Source organism: Niabella yanshanensis (assembly GCF_034424215.1).
Classification (GTDB): domain Bacteria; phylum Bacteroidota; class Bacteroidia; order Chitinophagales; family Chitinophagaceae; genus Niabella; species Niabella yanshanensis.
The window spans coordinates 4,296,562-4,314,449 of record NZ_CP139960.1 but is presented as its reverse complement, the minus strand read 5'-3'; the positions used below and the strand labels follow the sequence as shown (position 1 = coordinate 4,314,449).

The following is a 17,888-nucleotide window of genomic DNA, read 5'->3' as shown; positions in this document are numbered from 1 at the left end:
TCGTTTTTATTGTTGAATCATTTTAAAAATGTTTGCCTCCTTCTTGATCGTCTCGAGCTTTGCCAGAAAATCTCCCTGTAAAAAACGGGGTGTTATAGGTGCCTCCAAAAGAATATTGCGATGTATCAGCTCCTGTACTACCGGAAGGTAATCTTCACGTATTTTTCCAATCAACAGGTGCTTCAGGTCTTTTCCCTTTTTAATATAATCGATAATATTTAAAAAGCCTTTCAGGTAAACGGCATCCTTTGTAAGTCCTCCTCCCCTATAAACCCGCATGCAGATATTAAATGCAGAATGTGGAGCAAAGGTATATTTATCAGAAAGCAAATGAAACGTATCTACAAATGATTTACCGCTGATCATCTCCTGCACTGCTACTACCCTGGCAGCCAGGGTTCGCATGCGACTGGCTGTTAAGCCATTTGTCATATACTCTGCCAAAACCGCTAATCCCTCCTGCAATTCTTCATAACCCGGCACCCCAATTGAAAACAGCTCGAGAGGCTGTGCCTTGCCATTATAATATGTTACCACATGTGTGCCAATTTCGTGTTGCAGAAGCGGTTGCGCTCTTTTTTTTGAAATACCGAAGCCCGAATTGATGTTCAATACCCCCTTAGAAACCAATATCCCTTCTATATCATCTGCAATACGGATATTGGACGACACGCTGCTATCCTGGGCTCTTAACCATTTCAATTCCTTCTGAGCCATCAAAGCGAACTCAGCTGCCGTTAATCTTTTCGTTTCAGTGGCGGCTTCACTCCCTGCATCTACTGCCACCAGTAAGGCTTTAGCTACATCCAGCAATTGCTCGCTAACCGGACCAAACAATTGCAAGCTGCTCAGTAAAAAATCATGCTTCTCTCTTTCCTGCATCATGTTCAGCATGCGGTCAATCTCTTTTCTTTTATCACGAAATAAAAAAGCAATGGTAGGATCCGTTATATCCTCAATGGGGAGATTATATATTTTCCTTTTTATCAACTCCGGGTCCACCGGCATCGGCCGGTAATGGAATACAGGATTTTTGGCATAATTGGCATTTTGAAACTCTTCCCAGGCCGCATCTGCATTAATGGGAGTCACCAGCATCAGAAAATCGAACATTTTGGTATATGCGGCCAGCTCCCGGTCTATTTCACGTGCCTTATCGTCAATGATAGTAGTACCCAACATCTGAAAATGAGAAGCTATAAAAGAAGTCTGCAGGCGTATAAATTCAAAAAAGCTTTTACGCAGGGCTCTGCTGTAACCCGCTCTTAGCTCACGCAAAAACAGGGGATAAGGCTTACCGGTTGCTTCATTCACATATACGGGTGCTATTTCGAGTCCGACAAAAGTAATACCATACTTGTCTATGTAATCTTTTTTTAAAAGGGGTTGCATATCTGTGGGGGCAGCCGGCTCCTGCTGCTTCTTCAGCACCGAGGTTTTACCCCAGGAAGGTATTGGTATTTTATTCAGTTCTGCATCCAGCTTTCGGGCAGTATCTATAGCCCTTTTCTGACTGATATGGATCGTAAAGGGAGACTGATACACTTTGGGAGATAGCCAGGTTTCTACAATGAGAAAACCATTAAACCTATCGGCCAATAGCGTACTCACTATTTGAATAATTCTTCGCATGAGCCCCTCAGCATCATCTTCAGCAATTAAATAAGCCGACTCTGTTTTCCCCAACCGGTTGGGGAAATAATCTCTTCCTTCGCCCAAGCGATACACAAGAAGAAAGGGAACGGGCTTTTCAATTTTGAGAAGTCCGTTTCCAGGCAACGTTATATGAATGGGCTCCGACTTTTTAAGTTTATCCTGCAGGCGATTCAATATTTTTTGATTGGCATCTGTCATTCTTAATTCCCCGCTCTGTTTTTTAGTTCTTTTGTAAAAAGCTTACTGATAAATGCAATAATTCTTTTAAGTTATTGACATGCGGTATATTGGCTATACCGGTCCATTCGTCCATAAAAGTTTTCTTAAACTCGATTGACAGCACGGCACCGTCTTCGCCAAAATTTCCTGTTACCCATTGGGCAAAAGCCCCTCCTTTAAAAATAATATTCTGGCGCACATCCGGCTGAGCATCCAGGATTTTCGAGTCAGACAAAAAACTATTGTAACTGTCGCAAAGGGGAAACCATTTTTTGTTATTATAAAAAGTGCCCAGGTTTATTTCGGGATGCGTTTCGCTATCAGCTTCTTTAAAGGGACTTTCCCTGCGGTGATTATAGGAATGAACATCCAGTATACAAAAGTAGCCATGCTCTTTAACAGCCTCTTCAATTAAAAGCCGGATTTCAGTATAGAAGGCTTCGTAACGGGTATTTAATTCTTCAATAGCGGCAATGGGAAGCCCGTTCCATACATGCAGGCCCCAGGCATCTTCCGGTTTCGCATAAACCGATTGCTCTTTTACCCGGTTCAGGTCAAGCTGGAAACGCGACGCATGAACTGCCACAGTAGTTACCGGGAGATCAGCAATCATATAACCCGTATAGGGATCTTCCTCACGCGCTCGCCCCTGCTCATCTAACAAAAGATAGCTACGCAGGGACTCATCTATCCGATGACCATCGTGCAAGGCAAAAGCCAGAATAGGAGTCTTCCTGTTTACAATAGTAAAATCCTTCATAACTACCTTAAAAACAAAAAGTAAGCCACAAGAGAATTTATCACGGGTATCCCGGAGCTTATCTATGAAAAAGCAACCTTAAAAATGTATAGCTAATCCGTAAATAAATAAAAAACATCCTATCTTTATAGTCAACTAAACATTTACCACGGGAGCTGCTTAACCAATGACTAAAAAATATTTACTGCTAACAATTGCGATAGCATGCTGCTACCCCAGCCATGCCCAGATTTTTGAACCTGATTATTCCAAACTGAGAGTGGCTGTTTCGGGGGGATATGCCTACCGGCTCGGTAAAAAACCATCCGGCGATCCATATTTCCGGGACATTAGCCAGGGGCCGGTTTTTAATGCGGGGCTTATTTACTTTTTCAACAGTAAGCACGGCCTGGGGGCAGATTATTCATTGTTCAGTACTGCGGGATCGCTGGCATCTCCCAGTGTATTAAGCAACATAAAAATAGCCTACTTTGGCGCTTCTTATCATTTCAGACAACCGGTTTTTAATGAGAAGGCAGAATGGTTATCTGGTATTGGGGTGGGGTATATCGGGTATCGTGATCAGGGCTGGATTGACCGGGTTGAAGGAACTATCAAAGGCGGTTCGGTGGGTACCTTTCTGGCTACCGGGATCGATTTTAAAATTGTGAAAGGATTATCGGCGGGAATCGACATCAACTTATATGGAGGTTCGCTTTCGAGCATAACCCGAAATGGGTCTACCACAGAACTGGAAGGAGATAACAGAGAAAGTCTTACCAGGGTAGAAAGTGTTGCCGGCCTGCGTTATAATTTTTAAATACCCATTTTTTACAACAACAACCCAACATGCGCTACCATTTTTTGATATTGTTCGTAGTTGTTTCAGCGCCATTGCTATCCTTTTGCCAGACAGAAAAAAGACGAATCGCTATTAGTGGAAGCGCCGATTTAAGCGCCATTTTCACCCAAACCAAATACAAGGGCAGGTTGTCCGGAGGCAAAAGTGATGGACACTCATTTAACCGTAGCTCCCGGCATAGGCTATTTTGTTACCGATAATCTTGCCCTGGGTATTAGCGCTTCTTACCAGTACCATTATACCCGCACTCCCAGGTATATGGACATCAATCCGGGCGGGGGTACAGTACATTATGGCGATAATATATATACGACAACGGCCCTTGTCCCTTCCCTGTCCTACTATTCCCTCAGAGAAAAAATTGAAGCCGGTATTATCTGTTGGGGCAGGTACGCATTCTTAAAAGAGAAAGATTCCTACTCTGGTGCGGATGACCATATTGTATAGGGATATGGCGGCCTCTCGCTTAATGGAGCTGCAGGAGTTGCTTATTTTATAAATAAAGCTATTTCCCTGGATGCGTTAATACAGTACTCTAATAACCACCTGAAAGAAATATCAGGTGCAAATGAAAAGCAAACAACAAACGCATTTGGCCTTATGGTCGGTATTTCTGTATTTCTTTAATTCAAGCTGTTTTTCTGAAACCATAAACAGGCCTGCTGCAAACCACATTCCCGGCATCTAGGATTTCTGGCGATACAGGTATACCGGCCATGCAGGATCAACCAGTGATGGGCTTTATGAATAAGCGAAGCATCAATATTTTTAACCAGCTCTTTTTCAACTGCCAATGGTGTTGAAGCTTTTTGCGATACAAGACCTATTCTCTTACTCACCCGAAACACATGGGTGTCTACAGCCATATTCGGCTGCTTCTCTACTACAGACGTAATTACGTTAGCCGTTTTACGCCCTACCCCCGGTAACGTAACGAGTTCGTCAACCGTCATCGGTATCTCCCCGTTAAAGTCACTCTCTACTTTTTGTGCCATCCCTACCAGATGCTTACTCTTGTTATTGGGATAAGAAATACTCCTGATCAATGGGAATACATCTTCGGCGGTTGCCTTGCTCAAACTCGCGATGTCGGGATACTTTTCAAATATAAAAGGGGTCGTAAGATTTACTCTTTTGTCGGTACATTGAGCCGACAAAATTACGGCTACCAATAGTTGATACGGATTATCATATACTAATTCTGTCTCCGGCTCGGGCATATGAACCGAAAAGTAATCCACTACAAACTGGTAACGTTCTTTTTTTGTCATCCATTAATACTTTATTGATAAGAATAAAGATAGTATTTAGTGCAACTGAACAACAAGTTGCTTCATCATTATAGCAAATAATTCTACTGTTATGAAAAAGTTGATGGTTGCTGCATTATTATCATTGGCTCTCTTTTCACTTTTGTCCTGCTCTGTGTCAAAATCTGCGTTTGATACTACCAGGATAAAAGCAGGTATGAGCAAAAAAGCAGTAATAGAACAGCTGGGCAAGCCTTACAAAACAGAGTTCTTTACCAATAACTACAGCGAGGTTATTGAACGCTTGCAATATATAAAATTTGTTCTCGGAAATCCCTACGAAGTACATTACCTCGAATTCAGGAACGATAAGCTTATTTCACTAACATCTCCTCCGCCCGTCTCGAATCAAAGAGACCATCACACTAACGAGCTGCAGCCTTAAACAGCCAGGAATCTTCCACTGCTTTTACGGTTACTGCTGCCCCTGCAAAAGCTGCTGCTGTAATATTCGGTTGCGCTAATGCTACTTTAATTTTCTTTGACTGCAGGGTAACTTTTCCCTGCATCAGCAAAAATATTTCTGCGGTCGCAATATCTACTACTATGGATTCACCTTTTTTTAGCTGGTAAGAAGTCAGGGTAAAGTCTTTAACAGGCGCTTTGTATGATTGTACAGATTTTCCTTTCGCCGGCTTCAGTATTTTAGGATGTGTTGCCTCACAACGGGTGTGTTTCAAAAGCTCCACCGTGTCTATATGTTTTGTAGTCAATCCGCCACGTAATACATTATCACTGCTGGCCATAATTTCGACATTCTGCCCTTCGAGGTAGGCATGTGGTACACCGGCATCCTGGAAGATGGCCTGGCCTGTTGTTAAATGTACCAGGTTGAAGAAGTATACCGAGAAAATTCCGCGGTCAATAACACCCGGCCTTCCAAACGTTAAAGCAGCCCTTGCCGCCCAGAAGTCTTCATTACTTTTTTCAAGCTGGCCATTTTGATATAACGGAATGATACGTGCCAACAGTGATTGCAATAAAGTATTCACTTCATCCTGCGGCATTTCCATTGACATTTTATATAACCCCGCATAGCCTTTCTTTTTAAAAACGGCCTTGAATTTTTTCAGCTCTTTCACTTTATCCAATACAGATATCAGCTCCTCTTCCGGCTTAAACCCATGCAAAAGGTAAAACTCACTCATCGCCACCATCAACTCCGGCTTATGATTTGCATCTTTATAATTCCTGTCAGGTGCTGTTAATGGCACTCCTGTCTCATTTTCTTTTTCAAAATCGATAGCAGCCTGCGCTTTGGAAGGATGTACCTGTATCGACAACATATCTTTTACATCCAGCACTTTTAAAAGATAGGGCAGATTACCAAAACGTTTTAATACGGTTGAACCCAGCGTGGCGGCCAGGTCTTGTTCAACATAATCCCGTAGCAATACCTGCGTTCCATTGGCAAGTGTTATTTTACAATCTGCCTGCGGATGCACACCCAGCCAGTACTCGGCAAATGGTTCGAGGTTAGGATTTTCAATTTGTAATAAGGACGGAATATAAGAAGTGCCACCCCAATCGTAATGTTTAATACTCCCGGCTAAAGACGCTAATTGTTGCATAGAAATATTTGTAGTAAATTCAGGTAAAGATAAGCATGGCTATTCATAACGACATCGGCAAAAATGGAGAATCTCTCGCTGCTGCTTATCTGCAAAGCAAAGGTTACTCCATTGTATGTAAAAACTGGCGGCACTCCTATTATGAAATTGATATCATTGCCAATAAAGGAAAAAAGCTACATTTTATAGAGGTAAAAACGCGCAGCTCTGAATTGTTTGGCCACCCCGAAGACAGTGTAACCAAAAAGAAATTCAGATTTCTTAAAAATGCCGCGGACGAATACCTTTATTTAAATCCGGGACACCAATGGATTCAATACGATATTCTGTCGATCACGTTTCAAAAAGATGGCTCCCCGGAATATTTCCTGCTGGAAGATGTATTTCTTTAAATTGCAGAAGCCACTGAGAAAACCGCCTATTGTGTTGTGTTTGAATGAAATTTTATGTAGGTTTGTTTCCTTTGAAACTCACTCAAAATAATAAACGAAAAAACATGAAATTTTTAAGCATTGCCTGCATTGCCGCCACCATGGCCCTGATCAGTTGTAAGGATGGTGGTAAAGAAGTAGCTTCCGCGCCTTTCTGTTCTGACACCACCTGCCTCACAGAGCCTATTAAATTTGAATCCGAAGCTCCAGGCAAGCCTTTTGTCCGTATCAATTTTAAAGATTGCCAGATTGATTCTATCCATTGGGAAAAAGGCGGCATGGGCCTGATCAAGGACATTATTTTCAGCGAGTTTATACCCAACACTGTTAAACCGTCCAAACAGTTTATCAGCTGCGATATTGTTGAAGGAAAATATGCATGGCTTAAATTTAACGATTGTGCTACCGGACGTGGTTTTCTAATTAAACTCCCCTTTGAAAAAGCCGGAGGCAGCACCGATAAATACACCAGCGCTATCAACAATTTTGATCCGAAGTTCAAATTAGAAGATGGCCTTGTGGCTTATTACGATAATACATTTATTTACGTTGTAGACATCACTACGGGTCAAACCGCAAAACAATTGCTGACAGACCAGGGGGTAACCGATATTGACTACAATAACGTACATGGCCTGATTGACTCCGTAAATATCACCAAATCTAATATTTACGCCAAACTCAACGTTGATAAGAAAGAAGTAATCCATAATAACCCACTTACGTTTAAGTAAACAATGTGGGAATCTTATAAAAAAGGATTTAAGGTTTATCTGCAATTAGAAAAATCCCTTTCAGATAATTCTACAGAAGCATATTTGCGGGACCTGGATAAACTGGTACAATTTCTTGAAATAAAAAATATAAAAAAAAATCCTGCAGCTATTACGCTGCAGGATTTGCAGTTTTTTATACAATGGATTGGCGAACTGGAAATGACAGCTACCTCGCAGGCCCGTATTATTTCAGGTATCCGGGCCTTTTACAAGTACTGTATTTTAGAAGATATAGTAGCTGAAGATCCTACCCTTTTGCTGGAAGCGCCTAAAACCCGCCGGACTTTACCCGATGTACTAAGCTTCTCGGAGATCGAGAACATTATCGCGCAAATAGACCTGAGTAAACCCGAAGGCGGCCGCAATAAAGCCATATTGGAAACCCTTTACAGCTGTGGCCTACGCGTCAGCGAAGTAGTTAACCTGCGCATATCGCAGCTATACCTGGATGTAGGGTATATTCGGGTAACCGGCAAAGGCGATAAGGAGCGACTGGTACCCATTGGCGACGCTGCTACTAAGTATATCAATATTTACAGGCAAAACATACGCAACCTTATTTTAGTAAAAACAGGCAATGAGGACATTCTTTTTTTAAACAAGCGGGGACAAAAACTCACCCGTGTGATGATCTTCCTGATCATTAAAGACCTGGTTCAAAAAGCCGGGATTAACAAAACGGTGTCCCCCCATACATTCCGGCATTCGTTTGCTACTCATTTAATAGAAGGCGGAGCCAACCTGCGCGCCGTTCAGGAAATGCTGGGGCACGAAAGCATCACTACCACCGAGATCTACACACACCTGGACAAAGAATTTCTACGTAAAACACTGGAGCAGTTTCATCCTTCTTTCCGCTGATTTATTTTTTCGAAACGCTTAACCTTTCAGTGCGTTATATGTTTTACTGTAGCATGTAGCTCATTGATATTTGCTACTTTTATCAAGTCAAAATAAAAAACAAACCACACATGAAAAAAATTGTACTGTCTGTTGCATTCTTCTGCGCATTGTCTTATGCCAATGCACAAATCAAAATGCCCGCTCCCAGCCCGGCGCAAACGGTTAAGCAGGAATTCGGATTATCTAATATCGAGCTTTCTTACAGCCGCCCCGTAAAAAAAGGAAGGAAAATATTTGGCGACCTGGTGCCTTATAACGCGGTTTGGCGCACCGGGGCCAACGGAGCCACTACCCTTACTTTTGGTGATAACGTAGTTATCGGGGGTAAAGAAATTCCTGCCGGCAAATATGGGCTGTTAAGCATTCCTGGCGCCGCCAGCTGGACGCTCATTATAACAAAGCAAACTGACGTTACCAGCCCAGCAGCTTATAAACAGGAACAGGATGTAGTAAGAGTAGCTGCCAAAGTAAAACCTTCCGGTACAAGCGTTGAAAATTTCACCATCCAGTTTGACAATATTCAGCCCGAAAGCTGCGACCTGATCATCAGCTGGGACAAATCAATCGTTACCCTGCCTATCAAAACTAATGTGGATGCGAAGATCATGGCTTCAATCGAAGAGTCTATGAAATCTGATAAACCTGCTTATTTTCAGTCGGCCTTTTATTATCTCGAAAGCGGCAAAGACCTGAAACAGGCTGAAACATGGTTCGCAAAAGCAGTGGAAGCACAACCCAACGCTTTCTGGATCCGCTACCAGCAGGCGCGCGCTTTAGCTAAACTGGGTAAAAAAGCAGAGGCAAAAGAAGCAGCATTAAAATCAAAGGAATTGGCCAATGCAGCCAACAACCAGGATTATGTAACTTTAAATAACAAACTGATCAGTTCATTAAAATAGATCACCCATGAAAAAGCATCTTTTGTTGTATCTGTTAACATGCTTTACGCTGACCACTATAGCTCAGGCTCAGAAAGCATACACGTTAAAGTTTAATCCGCCTGACGAAAGCCAGTATGCAGTGGCATTGGTTAGCCAAACCAAAATGATCCAAAACATCATGGATCAGAATATGGACATGAATATGGATTATAACCTTAACAGTACGTATAGCATCGCTACAGAAGGCAGTAATAAAAAGCTGACCCTTGTTTATGACAAATTCGATATGAATATGCAGATCATGGGACAGCAGGTGAAGATGAGCAGTGAAGATACTGATACCACCAATGAGGCAAGTGCGGCTTTCAGAGCGCTGAAAGGTCAAAGTATGTCTCTATTAATGAACGAATATGGTAAGGTACTCCGAATCGAAGGTGCGGAGGAGATGCTTAATAAAATGGGGGGAGCAGGTCAGCAACAGGAAGCCATAAAGGGTGTGGTTGGTGAAGACGCTTTAAAAAATATGATTGAGCAATCTTTTGGTTTTTACCCAAAGACCCCGGTTAAAGCAGGCGAATCCTGGTCAACGGAAATGAGTTTGAAGCAACCTTATATCATTGCCGGGTCGGCCACCTACACATTGGTAAAAGTAGAAGGCAAGAAAGCATTCATCGATTTTACAGGTAAACTGTCTACAGACAGCAGTGCGTCGATGACCTCTAATGGTATAGAAGTAAACTTTGCTATTGAGGGAACATTTTCCGGGAGCTCGGAAGTTGATACTGACACAGGCATACCGCTAAAATCCGTTATACAACAAAAGATGAAAGGCAATATAGAAGCAGGAGGTCAAAAAATACCTATGGCAGTAAGTTCCGACATCACGATGACTACGGCGCGAAAGCAATAGTTATTATGACAGGCATAAAAATGGGCTTCGATGATCGAAGCCCATTTTTTATTAGCAGTATAAGCATATATTACATTGCCAGACTGCTTATTTCTTTAATTGAAAAGTTTCCAGAAATTTAGTATTGAAGTTACCATTAATGAAATCTTCATTTTTCATTAACTGTAGGTGGAAAGGAATCGTGGTTTTCACCCCTTCAATTACATATTCACTTAAGGCCCTGTACATCGTGTCAATAGCCTCTTTACGGGTACGGGCAACAGTAATCAGTTTGCCAATCATTGAATCATAGTAAGGGGATATGGTGTAGCCGGCATAAACATGGCTGTCTACCCTTACACCATGACCACCTGGTACATGCAGGTTGGTAATCTTACCCGGAGACGGACGGAAGTCGTTGAACGGATCTTCTGCATTGATACGACATTCAATACTATGCATATGAGGGAAGTAATCGTTGCCGGATATTTTTTCACCCATCGCAATTTTGATCTGCTCTTTGATAAGGTCAAAGTTGATTACTTCTTCTGTAACGCAATGCTCTACCTGTATACGGGTATTCATTTCCATAAAGTAGAAATTGCGATGTTTATCTACCAGGAATTCGATGGTACCTACACTTTCGTAGCCGATAGCAGCAGCCGCTTTTTTGGCCGCTTCCCCCATGGCAGCGCGCAGCTCATCGGTCATAAAAGGAGAAGGAGATTCTTCTACCAGTTTTTGGTGACGCCTCTGAATAGAACAATCGCGCTCACTCATATGACACACATTGCCAAACTGGTCGCCGGCAACCTGTATTTCGATGTGACGGGGCTCTTCAACAAACTTCTCCATATAAATACCGTCATTCTTAAAAGATGCTGCAGCTTCCATCTTAGCGGTGTCATATGCTTTCTCCATTTCGCTCTCGTCCCAAACAATGCGCATGCCTTTACCGCCGCCGCCGGCTGTAGCTTTTAAGATAACCGGATATCCTACTACTTTAGCTAATTCTTTCGCCTCTTCTATACTTTCCAGCAAACCCTCGCCGCCGGGCACTACAGGTACACCCGCTTTGATCATGGTTTCCTTAGCAGTGATCTTATCCCCCATTTTATTGATCATATCTGCAGTAGGACCAATAAATTTAATATTGCTCTTGTTACAGATATCAGCAAATTTTGCATTTTCAGCCAGGAATCCATAGCCTGGGTGCACCGCATCGGCATTGGTAATTTCAATGGCTGCCATAATATTCGGGATATTCAAATAAGACTCGGAACTGGCCGGACGACCAATACAAACCGCTTCATCCGCAAATTTTACGTGCAGGCTTTCGCTGTCGGCAGTAGAATATACAGCAACCGTTTTAATACCCATTTCCCGACAGGTTCTTATAATGCGTAAAGCAATCTCACCCCTGTTGGCTATTAATATCTTTTTAAACATAATTTTTTAATGTGCTAATATGATAATGTGCTAATACGATAATGATACCGCACATCTATTTATATAAAAAAACTAGGAATATAACTAAAAGGATTTTTCTTTCTGGATGTCGACAGAATCTTATTCAGAATTTTACCAATCTCCTCCAATTTTATGAGTAAGTCAGATGCTGAAGGATATTCTTTCGAGTAATCGCATAATGTAAGCCAGTACTGGGCTTCATCTGCTTCCTTGGCAGATATCTTGATCTTATGTATAAAGTCTGCCTTGCTTTCAGAATTCTGAGCTTCAAATGCATTGGCTCCAATAGAAGTTCCTGATCTAAATAACTGCTTACTTATTGCAAACTTTTTGTCCTGGTCCAATTTGCCACAGTAATCAATAATTAATAAAGAAAACTCGAAACTCAGCTTTAGGATCGGATTTTTCTCTATAAGGTCTTTTTGCATAAACCATTTTTTTGATTAGCATATTAGCAAATCAGCTCATTATCGCATTATTATGCTGTCTCCACTTCAAACAAAGGCTGATCGAACTCAACCGGAGAAGCATCCTCAACTAATATTTTCACGATCCTTCCGCTGATTTCACTTTCTATTTCGTTAAACAACTTCATGGCTTCTATTACGCACAATACTTTTCCGGGCGTAATAATATCTCCTTCTTCTACGAAATTTGATTTATCAGGCGATGGTCTGCGATAGAAGGTTCCTATCATCGGGCTTTTAACAATGGTATTATTGCTTGAAGGCTCCGCTTTTACTTTTTCAGCAGAAGCTGCTGCTGCCGGAGTTTGGGGTGCTGTTATTTGTGCAGGCGCTACCTGAACCGGTAAACTCTGAACAGGAAAAGGAGGGGCTGATACTACCTGTGTAATTGCCTCCTCTTTTTGCTTGATTGTTAATTTAAAATCTTTCTGCTCTATATTTAATTCTCCGATATTAGATTTATTGATCATCTTGATCAATTCCTGAATTTGCCTAAAGTCCATACTTTTCAATTTGACAGCTTTGGGGGTTAATACAATTTTTTGTGTAACAGCGCTCGAAACGAACATCTAAGGTAAGTAATCAATAAGACTAAACAGCAGATTTCTGCTAATTTTTGGCACTGTAGGGCCATAATTAAAAATGGCCCACAACCTGTACCGATCAGAGCCATTTTAAATATCCTTACAATTAGTCTTTTACGCGTTCTACGTACTCGCCGGTCTTGGTGTTTACTCTTATCAGCTCTCCTTCGTTCACAAATAAAGGCACGCTAACGGTAGCACCAGTTTCAACTGTTGCGGGTTTTAAAGTACGTGTAGCGGTATCCCCTTTTAAACCGGGCTCTGTGTAAGTTACCAGCATAACAATTTTATCAGGCAATTCCACGCTTACAGGCTGTTCAGTTTCAGTGTTAATAGCAATGGATACCTCCTGGCCTTCTTTTAAAAACTGCGGTGCATCAATCAGGCTCTCAGCTACACTCATTTGCTCAAATGTGCTGTTGTCCATAAAGTTGTATCCGGTTTCGTCCTGGTAAAGATATTGATACGCTCTTTTCTCCACTCTAACCGGGAAAATATTATCTCCGGAGTTCCAGGTTTTTTCGATTGTTCTGCTATTGTCTACACCTTTCAGTTTTGCCCAAACTTTTGCAGCTGCACGAGCTGTTTTGTTTTCGCCAAACTCAACTACCGAGTAAAGGCTACCGTCCAGTTTGATGATCATGCCACGGCTGATATCTGCAGTATTTGCCATTATAATTTTTTTTAGGGCGCAAATATAGCATTTTTCAATAGCCCTCTGTAATTAATCGCAGTTTATATAGGTATAGAGATATAAGAAACAAGCTTGGACATCATATTAAATATAATTATATTTATATAATTTCAACAGTTTTTTAAATTTTAATAGAATTATTGTTATGTTTACAATTAATTAGTATTTATTTAATATGAAAATTAAGTATGCAATTAGTAAAAACAAAGTACGAAATCCGCAAACAATATCAAATTGAATATAAATACTATACGAATTCATTTTAAACATTTTTCAAACTTTAAACTAGCGTCAATGAAAGGAAAACTTCTTTTAGCAACCAAAGCTCTTTTCATCTCTACTGCAATTTTTGCACAAACAGAACCAGAAACGGAAGAACCCAAAGGCGAATTACAAATTAACGGATCGGTTGATGCCTACTATCGCTACAATTTCGCCAACGCTAAGTCGGCAGGCGCGTTTAACAATAAGACCAGCTTTACCAATTCTCAAAATTCTATCGAACTGGGAATGGCTTCTTTAAAAGCCAGCTACACCAAAGGAAAAGCCGGCGTAGTAGTAGATCTTGGATTCGGCACCCGGGCTACCGAATTCTCGTACGCAGAGTCGGGCATTTTACAAGCTGTTAAACAAGCTTATGTAACTTATAATCCAACAGATAATATCAGGATATCAGCAGGTAAATGGGGAACTCACCTGGGCTATGAAGTATTGGACCCGCAACTCAACCGTAACTATAGCATGAGCTATATGTTTTCCTACGGGCCTTTTTCACATACGGGTTTGAAAGCAGACTTTACGTTAGGAAACGGATTCGGGCTTATGGCCGGTGTTGCCAATCCAACCGACTTCCTATCGGCTTCCTTCGCAAAAAAGAATGCCATAGCACAGTTTAGCAAAACATCGGAGCATGTGAATGCATTTTTAAACTATGTGGGAGGCAAAGACACTGCAGGCAACAACATTAACCAGATAGGCCTTACGGCAACAGCTAAGATCAGTGATATGTTTTCGCTTGGTTATGATGGAACCGTTAAAATGATCGACCCTGTAGGCGGCGGTTCGGGCAAATGGTGGGGATCAGCTTTATACTTAAACCTTGACCCAACTGAAAAATTTGGCATCACACTAAGAGGTGAATATTTTGACGATAAAGATAAAGGTCTTGTTTTTGGAACCTATGGAGATGTAGATCCCAAGGGAACTTCAATAACACAGGCTACCTTATCGTTTAACATCAAACCGGTTAGCGGTCTGGCTATTATTCCTGAGTTCAGGATCGATAGCGCCAAAGACCCTATATTTAAGAAAAATGATGGTAGCGATACCAAAAGTGCTGCATCTGTCCTGGTGGCTGCAGTATATTCATTCTAGTACTTTGTTTTACACTGCTTATAGAAAAAAACCTCCTGCGAGCAGGAGGTTTTACTTTTTAAATATCGATGGCGCAGTTGACCCATTCACCGTCAAATGACGCATTATATTTTTTGTAAAAATTGATAGCAGGCTCGTTCCAGTCCAACACCTGCCAGCACATTCTCCTGAGTCCTTTTTTACGGGCTTCGTCAATCAATGCCTCGAATAACAGCTTTCCTATTCCTTTCCCTCTCATCTCTTCGGTAACCAATATATCCTCGAGGTACATAGCCTGGCCTTTCCAGGTAGAAAACCTTATATAATATAAAGCGAAGGCTACTATCCTGCCCTCGTATTCGGCTACAAAGCCCCACCAAACAGGATTGGCTCCAAACCCACTTTCCGAAAAATGGTCCAGGCTTACCGTAACTTCCGCCGGAGCCTTTTCATACTCGGCCAACTCCCGCACCAATTCTAAAATGCGTGAACAATCAGGCGCTTCCGCAGGGCGTATTTTTATATCAGATGACAAAGAGTAAGTAATAAGTAATGAATAATGAGTGATAATTAAATAACCCGGAACCTTAAACTACAAACATTGGCTTTAATATGCCCAGTCAATAAGTGTAGCACCCCAGGTAAATCCGCCACCGAAGGCCGCAAGTACCAGCTTATCGCCTTTTTTCAACCGGCTTTCCCACTCCCACAAGCACAAAGGAATAGTAGCTGCCGTGGTATTGCCATATTTTTGGATATTGATCATTACCTTTTCTTTAGGCAAACCAATACGATTGGCTGTCGCATCAATAATACGCAGGTTGGCCTGGTGCGGTACCAGCCAGGCAATATCATTACCGGTTAAGTTGTTTCTTTCCAGAAGCTCTGCACTTACATCAGCCATTCCTTTTACGGCAAACTTAAATACAGTCTGCCCTTCCTGGTAAGCGTAATGCTCCCGGTTGGCTACTGTTTCGGCGCTGGCAGGATAAGCGCTGCCACCAGCCTTCATCCTTAAGTACTGAGCTCCGCTCCCGTCACTTTTCAACAGGCTGTCTTTTATACCCAATCCTTCCTCGTTGGGCTCTAACAGGGCCGCGCCGGCACCGTCCCCGAAAATAATACAGGTAGTTCTGTCTGTATAATCAACAATGGCGCTCATTTTATCGGCGCCTACAACTATTACTTTTTTGTAACGACCGCTTTCAATCAGGGCCGTCCCCTGCGTAAGCGCGTACAAAAAACCTGAACATGCCGCAGACACATCATACCCGAAAGCATTAACTGCGCCTACTTTATGAGCTACGAGATTCGCTGTTGCCGGGAACACCATATCCGGCGTTACGGTTGCAACGATAATACAATCTACTTCGGTAGCATCAATGCCACGCTTTTCCAGCAATCCCTTCACAGCAGGCACAATCATTTCACTTACCCCTTTTCCTTCACCTTTCAATATCCTTCTTTCCTCGATACCAGTCCGGGTACGTATCCACTCATCGTTGGTCTCCACTATTTTTTCAAGATCGAAATTTGTTAGTTTATCTTCTGGAACATAGCCGTTAACCGCTGTGATTGCCGCTGTAATTTTGTTCGCCATTGCTTTCTTAAAAATATTTTGCCGAAGTACTCCTTCGGGGACGCCAAAGGTAGTGGAATTTATGATTTGTGATTTATGATTTGAAATTTGATATTTGACAAATGATCAGCTATTTAAAAGGAACATTTGTAAATATTACACCATCAGCCACGATCGTAGATATTGGCGGCATCGGATACGAGGTTAACATCAGCCTTAATACCTATTCGAAAATACAAAACCAGGAAAAAGGCTTATTGTATACACATGTTATTATAAAAGAAGATGCGCATCTCCTTTACGGATTTAGCGATATACAGGAAAAGGACATATTTTTATTATTAATAAGTGTCTCGGGTATCGGGGCCAATACGGCTCGCCTGATCCTGTCTTATATGAAGCCGGAAGAAGTAAGTTCCGCTATTTTACATGAAGACAGTAAAGCACTGGAGCGGATCAAAGGCATCGGCAAGAAAACAGCGGAAAGAGCTGTTTTAGAGCTCAAGGACAAAATAGGCAAACAGCATACAGATATTGTAATAACACCAGGTAAATCAACCGTATCTTCTGTAAAGCAAGATGCGCTCGAAGCGCTGCTGGCACTGGGCATCAACCGCCAACAGGCAGAACAAAACCTGTCGAAACTACTGCAGGCAGAACCTGAACTCGCTTTGGAAGACCTGATCAAGAAAGTATTGAAGGAATTGTAACGGGATGCGGGATATTAGATACCAGATATTAGATACCAGATATTAGATACGAGATGTATAGGGAATACGGGATAATAATAATTTCCCGCCGGGAGTTATCTATTATCCACTGCCTATTAACTACTCACTATTCCCCTTCACCTTATTTCCGCTTAAAATCCCCCCGCTTCCAGGCGTTGATAAATTCGGCCCAGGCTGCCGGGCTGAATATATTCATAGGCGGTATCTGTCCCTGGTAACGGGCGCGTTGAAATACGTTATTCAATTGCCGGTTGGTCATTTCCCGGCCATCCTGCGGCAATTTGGCTAAATACGCTCTTCTGGCTTCGGGGGTATTGGCCTTCCGGAGTATCTCCAATTCATCTTCCGCAATGGGGACGTTAACGAAATCCCTGGCAAACTGCTCCGGTGTTGGCCGGGGCCTGATAATTGCTACAGGCAGAAATGCAGTATCCTGTACCAGGGTTTTTACAATGCTATATTGGCTGCCTTTTAAAGTATCGGGAACATGGACCGAACCAGGCAGAAAGCTGACGTGCGAAAATTCGATCACATCGCCTTTTAGTACTGCAATTGAAAAAACGCCCTCATTATTAGTGATGGTTCCTCTTTTGGTTCCTTTTACGGTTACGCTCACGGCAGGAATTGCTTCCAGGCTATCAGCAGTCATGATCACCCCAAAAAGCTGAACCACAGAATCACGGGCTTTTTCAAATTGCGCGCTTGCCGCGGTTACCCCCATTAAAAAGCTAACTAAAAACAATATCTTCTTCACTGCGCCAAAATTAAGTACA

General features: G+C 42.1%; 21 protein-coding genes. 10 read left to right on the top strand and 11 right to left on the bottom strand.

Features of this window, described 5'->3' with window-relative positions; translation table 11 throughout:
* Positions 1-6: 6 nt before the first annotated feature.
* Both U0035_RS17980 and U0035_RS17975 read right to left on the bottom strand, forming a co-directional pair.
* Positions 7-1,854: a peptidase MATCAP family protein gene (locus U0035_RS17980; RefSeq protein ID WP_114791654.1), complete on the bottom strand. Its 1,848-nt coding sequence runs from the start codon at positions 1,852-1,854 to the stop codon at positions 7-9.
* 22 nt (positions 1,855-1,876) lie between these two features.
* The gene (locus tag U0035_RS17975) at positions 1,877-2,635 is read right to left on the bottom strand and encodes an N-formylglutamate amidohydrolase (RefSeq protein WP_114791655.1); all 759 of its coding nucleotides are present in this window, start codon (positions 2,633-2,635) and stop codon (positions 1,877-1,879) included.
* A 166-nt stretch (positions 2,636-2,801) separates the two neighbouring features.
* Between U0035_RS17975 and U0035_RS17970 the strand changes: the two genes are divergently transcribed.
* Positions 2,802-3,434 carry an outer membrane beta-barrel protein gene (locus U0035_RS17970; RefSeq protein WP_114791656.1) on the top strand — a complete coding sequence of 211 codons (633 nt, stop codon included), beginning with the start codon at positions 2,802-2,804 and terminating at the stop codon, positions 3,432-3,434.
* Between the two features lie 189 nt (positions 3,435-3,623).
* Positions 3,624-3,923: a hypothetical protein gene (locus U0035_RS17965; RefSeq protein ID WP_114791657.1), complete on the top strand. Its 300-nt coding sequence runs from the start codon at positions 3,624-3,626 to the stop codon at positions 3,921-3,923.
* A gap of 176 nt (positions 3,924-4,099) precedes the next feature.
* On the opposite strand, the gene nth is transcribed toward U0035_RS17965, so the two are convergent.
* Positions 4,100-4,747, bottom strand: coding sequence for an endonuclease III (nth, locus tag U0035_RS17960; protein ID WP_114791658.1), 648 nt, complete (start codon positions 4,745-4,747; stop codon positions 4,100-4,102).
* A gap of 91 nt (positions 4,748-4,838) precedes the next feature.
* Here nth and U0035_RS17955 point away from each other — a divergent pair, with 91 nt between their 5' ends.
* Positions 4,839-5,171, top strand: coding sequence for a hypothetical protein (locus U0035_RS17955; RefSeq protein ID WP_162817923.1), 333 nt, complete (start codon positions 4,839-4,841; stop codon positions 5,169-5,171).
* On the opposite strand, the gene manA is transcribed toward U0035_RS17955, so the two are convergent.
* Positions 5,152-6,357 carry a mannose-6-phosphate isomerase, class I gene (manA, locus tag U0035_RS17950; protein WP_114791660.1) on the bottom strand — a complete coding sequence of 402 codons (1,206 nt, stop codon included), beginning with the start codon at positions 6,355-6,357 and terminating at the stop codon, positions 5,152-5,154. The genes U0035_RS17955 and manA overlap by 20 nt on opposite strands.
* 35 nt (positions 6,358-6,392) lie before the next feature.
* On the opposite strand from manA, the gene U0035_RS17945 reads away from it, so the two are divergent.
* The 5 genes from U0035_RS17945 to U0035_RS17925 all read left to right on the top strand — a co-directional run bounded on the left by U0035_RS17945 (position 6,393) and on the right by U0035_RS17925 (position 10,258).
* The gene (locus tag U0035_RS17945; protein WP_114791661.1) at positions 6,393-6,749 is read left to right on the top strand and encodes a YraN family protein; all 357 of its coding nucleotides are present in this window, start codon (positions 6,393-6,395) and stop codon (positions 6,747-6,749) included.
* Between the two features lie 104 nt (positions 6,750-6,853).
* Positions 6,854-7,522, top strand: a complete 669-nt coding sequence (locus tag U0035_RS17940) for a hypothetical protein (RefSeq protein WP_245957756.1) — start codon at positions 6,854-6,856, stop codon at positions 7,520-7,522.
* A gap of 3 nt (positions 7,523-7,525) precedes the next feature.
* Positions 7,526-8,425, top strand: a complete 900-nt coding sequence (xerD, locus tag U0035_RS17935; RefSeq protein WP_114791662.1) for a site-specific tyrosine recombinase XerD — start codon at positions 7,526-7,528, stop codon at positions 8,423-8,425.
* Between the two features lie 110 nt (positions 8,426-8,535).
* Positions 8,536-9,366, top strand: a complete 831-nt coding sequence (locus tag U0035_RS17930; RefSeq protein WP_114791663.1) for a DUF2911 domain-containing protein — start codon at positions 8,536-8,538, stop codon at positions 9,364-9,366.
* Positions 9,367-9,373: 7 nt separating this feature from the next.
* Positions 9,374-10,258: a DUF6263 family protein gene (locus U0035_RS17925; RefSeq protein WP_114791664.1), complete on the top strand. Its 885-nt coding sequence runs from the start codon at positions 9,374-9,376 to the stop codon at positions 10,256-10,258.
* An 87-nt stretch (positions 10,259-10,345) separates the two neighbouring features.
* Here the strand turns inward: U0035_RS17925 and accC are convergent, their stop codons facing one another.
* From accC to efp, 4 genes are all read right to left on the bottom strand, one after another.
* Positions 10,346-11,686, bottom strand: a complete 1,341-nt coding sequence (accC, locus tag U0035_RS17920) for an acetyl-CoA carboxylase biotin carboxylase subunit (protein ID WP_114791665.1) — start codon at positions 11,684-11,686, stop codon at positions 10,346-10,348.
* A gap of 59 nt (positions 11,687-11,745) precedes the next feature.
* Positions 11,746-12,135, bottom strand: a complete 390-nt coding sequence (locus tag U0035_RS17915) for a four helix bundle protein (protein ID WP_114791666.1) — start codon at positions 12,133-12,135, stop codon at positions 11,746-11,748.
* 50 nt (positions 12,136-12,185) lie between these two features.
* On the bottom strand, positions 12,186-12,677 hold the full coding sequence (gene accB, locus U0035_RS17910; protein ID WP_114791667.1) for an acetyl-CoA carboxylase biotin carboxyl carrier protein: 492 nt from the start codon (positions 12,675-12,677) through the stop codon (positions 12,186-12,188).
* Between the two features lie 187 nt (positions 12,678-12,864).
* Positions 12,865-13,431 carry an elongation factor P gene (gene efp / locus U0035_RS17905; protein ID WP_114791668.1) on the bottom strand — a complete coding sequence of 189 codons (567 nt, stop codon included), beginning with the start codon at positions 13,429-13,431 and terminating at the stop codon, positions 12,865-12,867.
* 315 nt (positions 13,432-13,746) lie between these two features.
* On the opposite strand from efp, the gene U0035_RS17900 reads away from it, so the two are divergent.
* Positions 13,747-14,826: an outer membrane beta-barrel protein gene (locus U0035_RS17900; RefSeq protein ID WP_114791669.1), complete on the top strand. Its 1,080-nt coding sequence runs from the start codon at positions 13,747-13,749 to the stop codon at positions 14,824-14,826.
* 58 nt (positions 14,827-14,884) lie between these two features.
* On the opposite strand, the gene U0035_RS17895 is transcribed toward U0035_RS17900, so the two are convergent.
* Together U0035_RS17895 and U0035_RS17890 are read right to left on the bottom strand one after the other, a co-directional pair.
* Entirely contained in the window at positions 14,885-15,340 is a 456-nt protein-coding gene (locus U0035_RS17895; protein ID WP_114791670.1) for a GNAT family N-acetyltransferase, read from the bottom strand.
* A gap of 72 nt (positions 15,341-15,412) precedes the next feature.
* Positions 15,413-16,405, bottom strand: coding sequence for a beta-ketoacyl-ACP synthase III (locus U0035_RS17890; RefSeq protein WP_114791671.1), 993 nt, complete (start codon positions 16,403-16,405; stop codon positions 15,413-15,415).
* A gap of 101 nt (positions 16,406-16,506) precedes the next feature.
* Between U0035_RS17890 and ruvA the strand changes: the two genes are divergently transcribed.
* Positions 16,507-17,094 carry a Holliday junction branch migration protein RuvA gene (gene ruvA / locus U0035_RS17885; protein WP_114791672.1) on the top strand — a complete coding sequence of 196 codons (588 nt, stop codon included), beginning with the start codon at positions 16,507-16,509 and terminating at the stop codon, positions 17,092-17,094.
* A 142-nt stretch (positions 17,095-17,236) separates the two neighbouring features.
* Here ruvA and U0035_RS17880 read toward each other — a convergent pair whose 3' ends face one another.
* Positions 17,237-17,869, bottom strand: a complete 633-nt coding sequence (locus U0035_RS17880; RefSeq protein WP_245957757.1) for a carboxypeptidase-like regulatory domain-containing protein — start codon at positions 17,867-17,869, stop codon at positions 17,237-17,239.
* Positions 17,870-17,888: the final 19 nt, after the last annotated feature.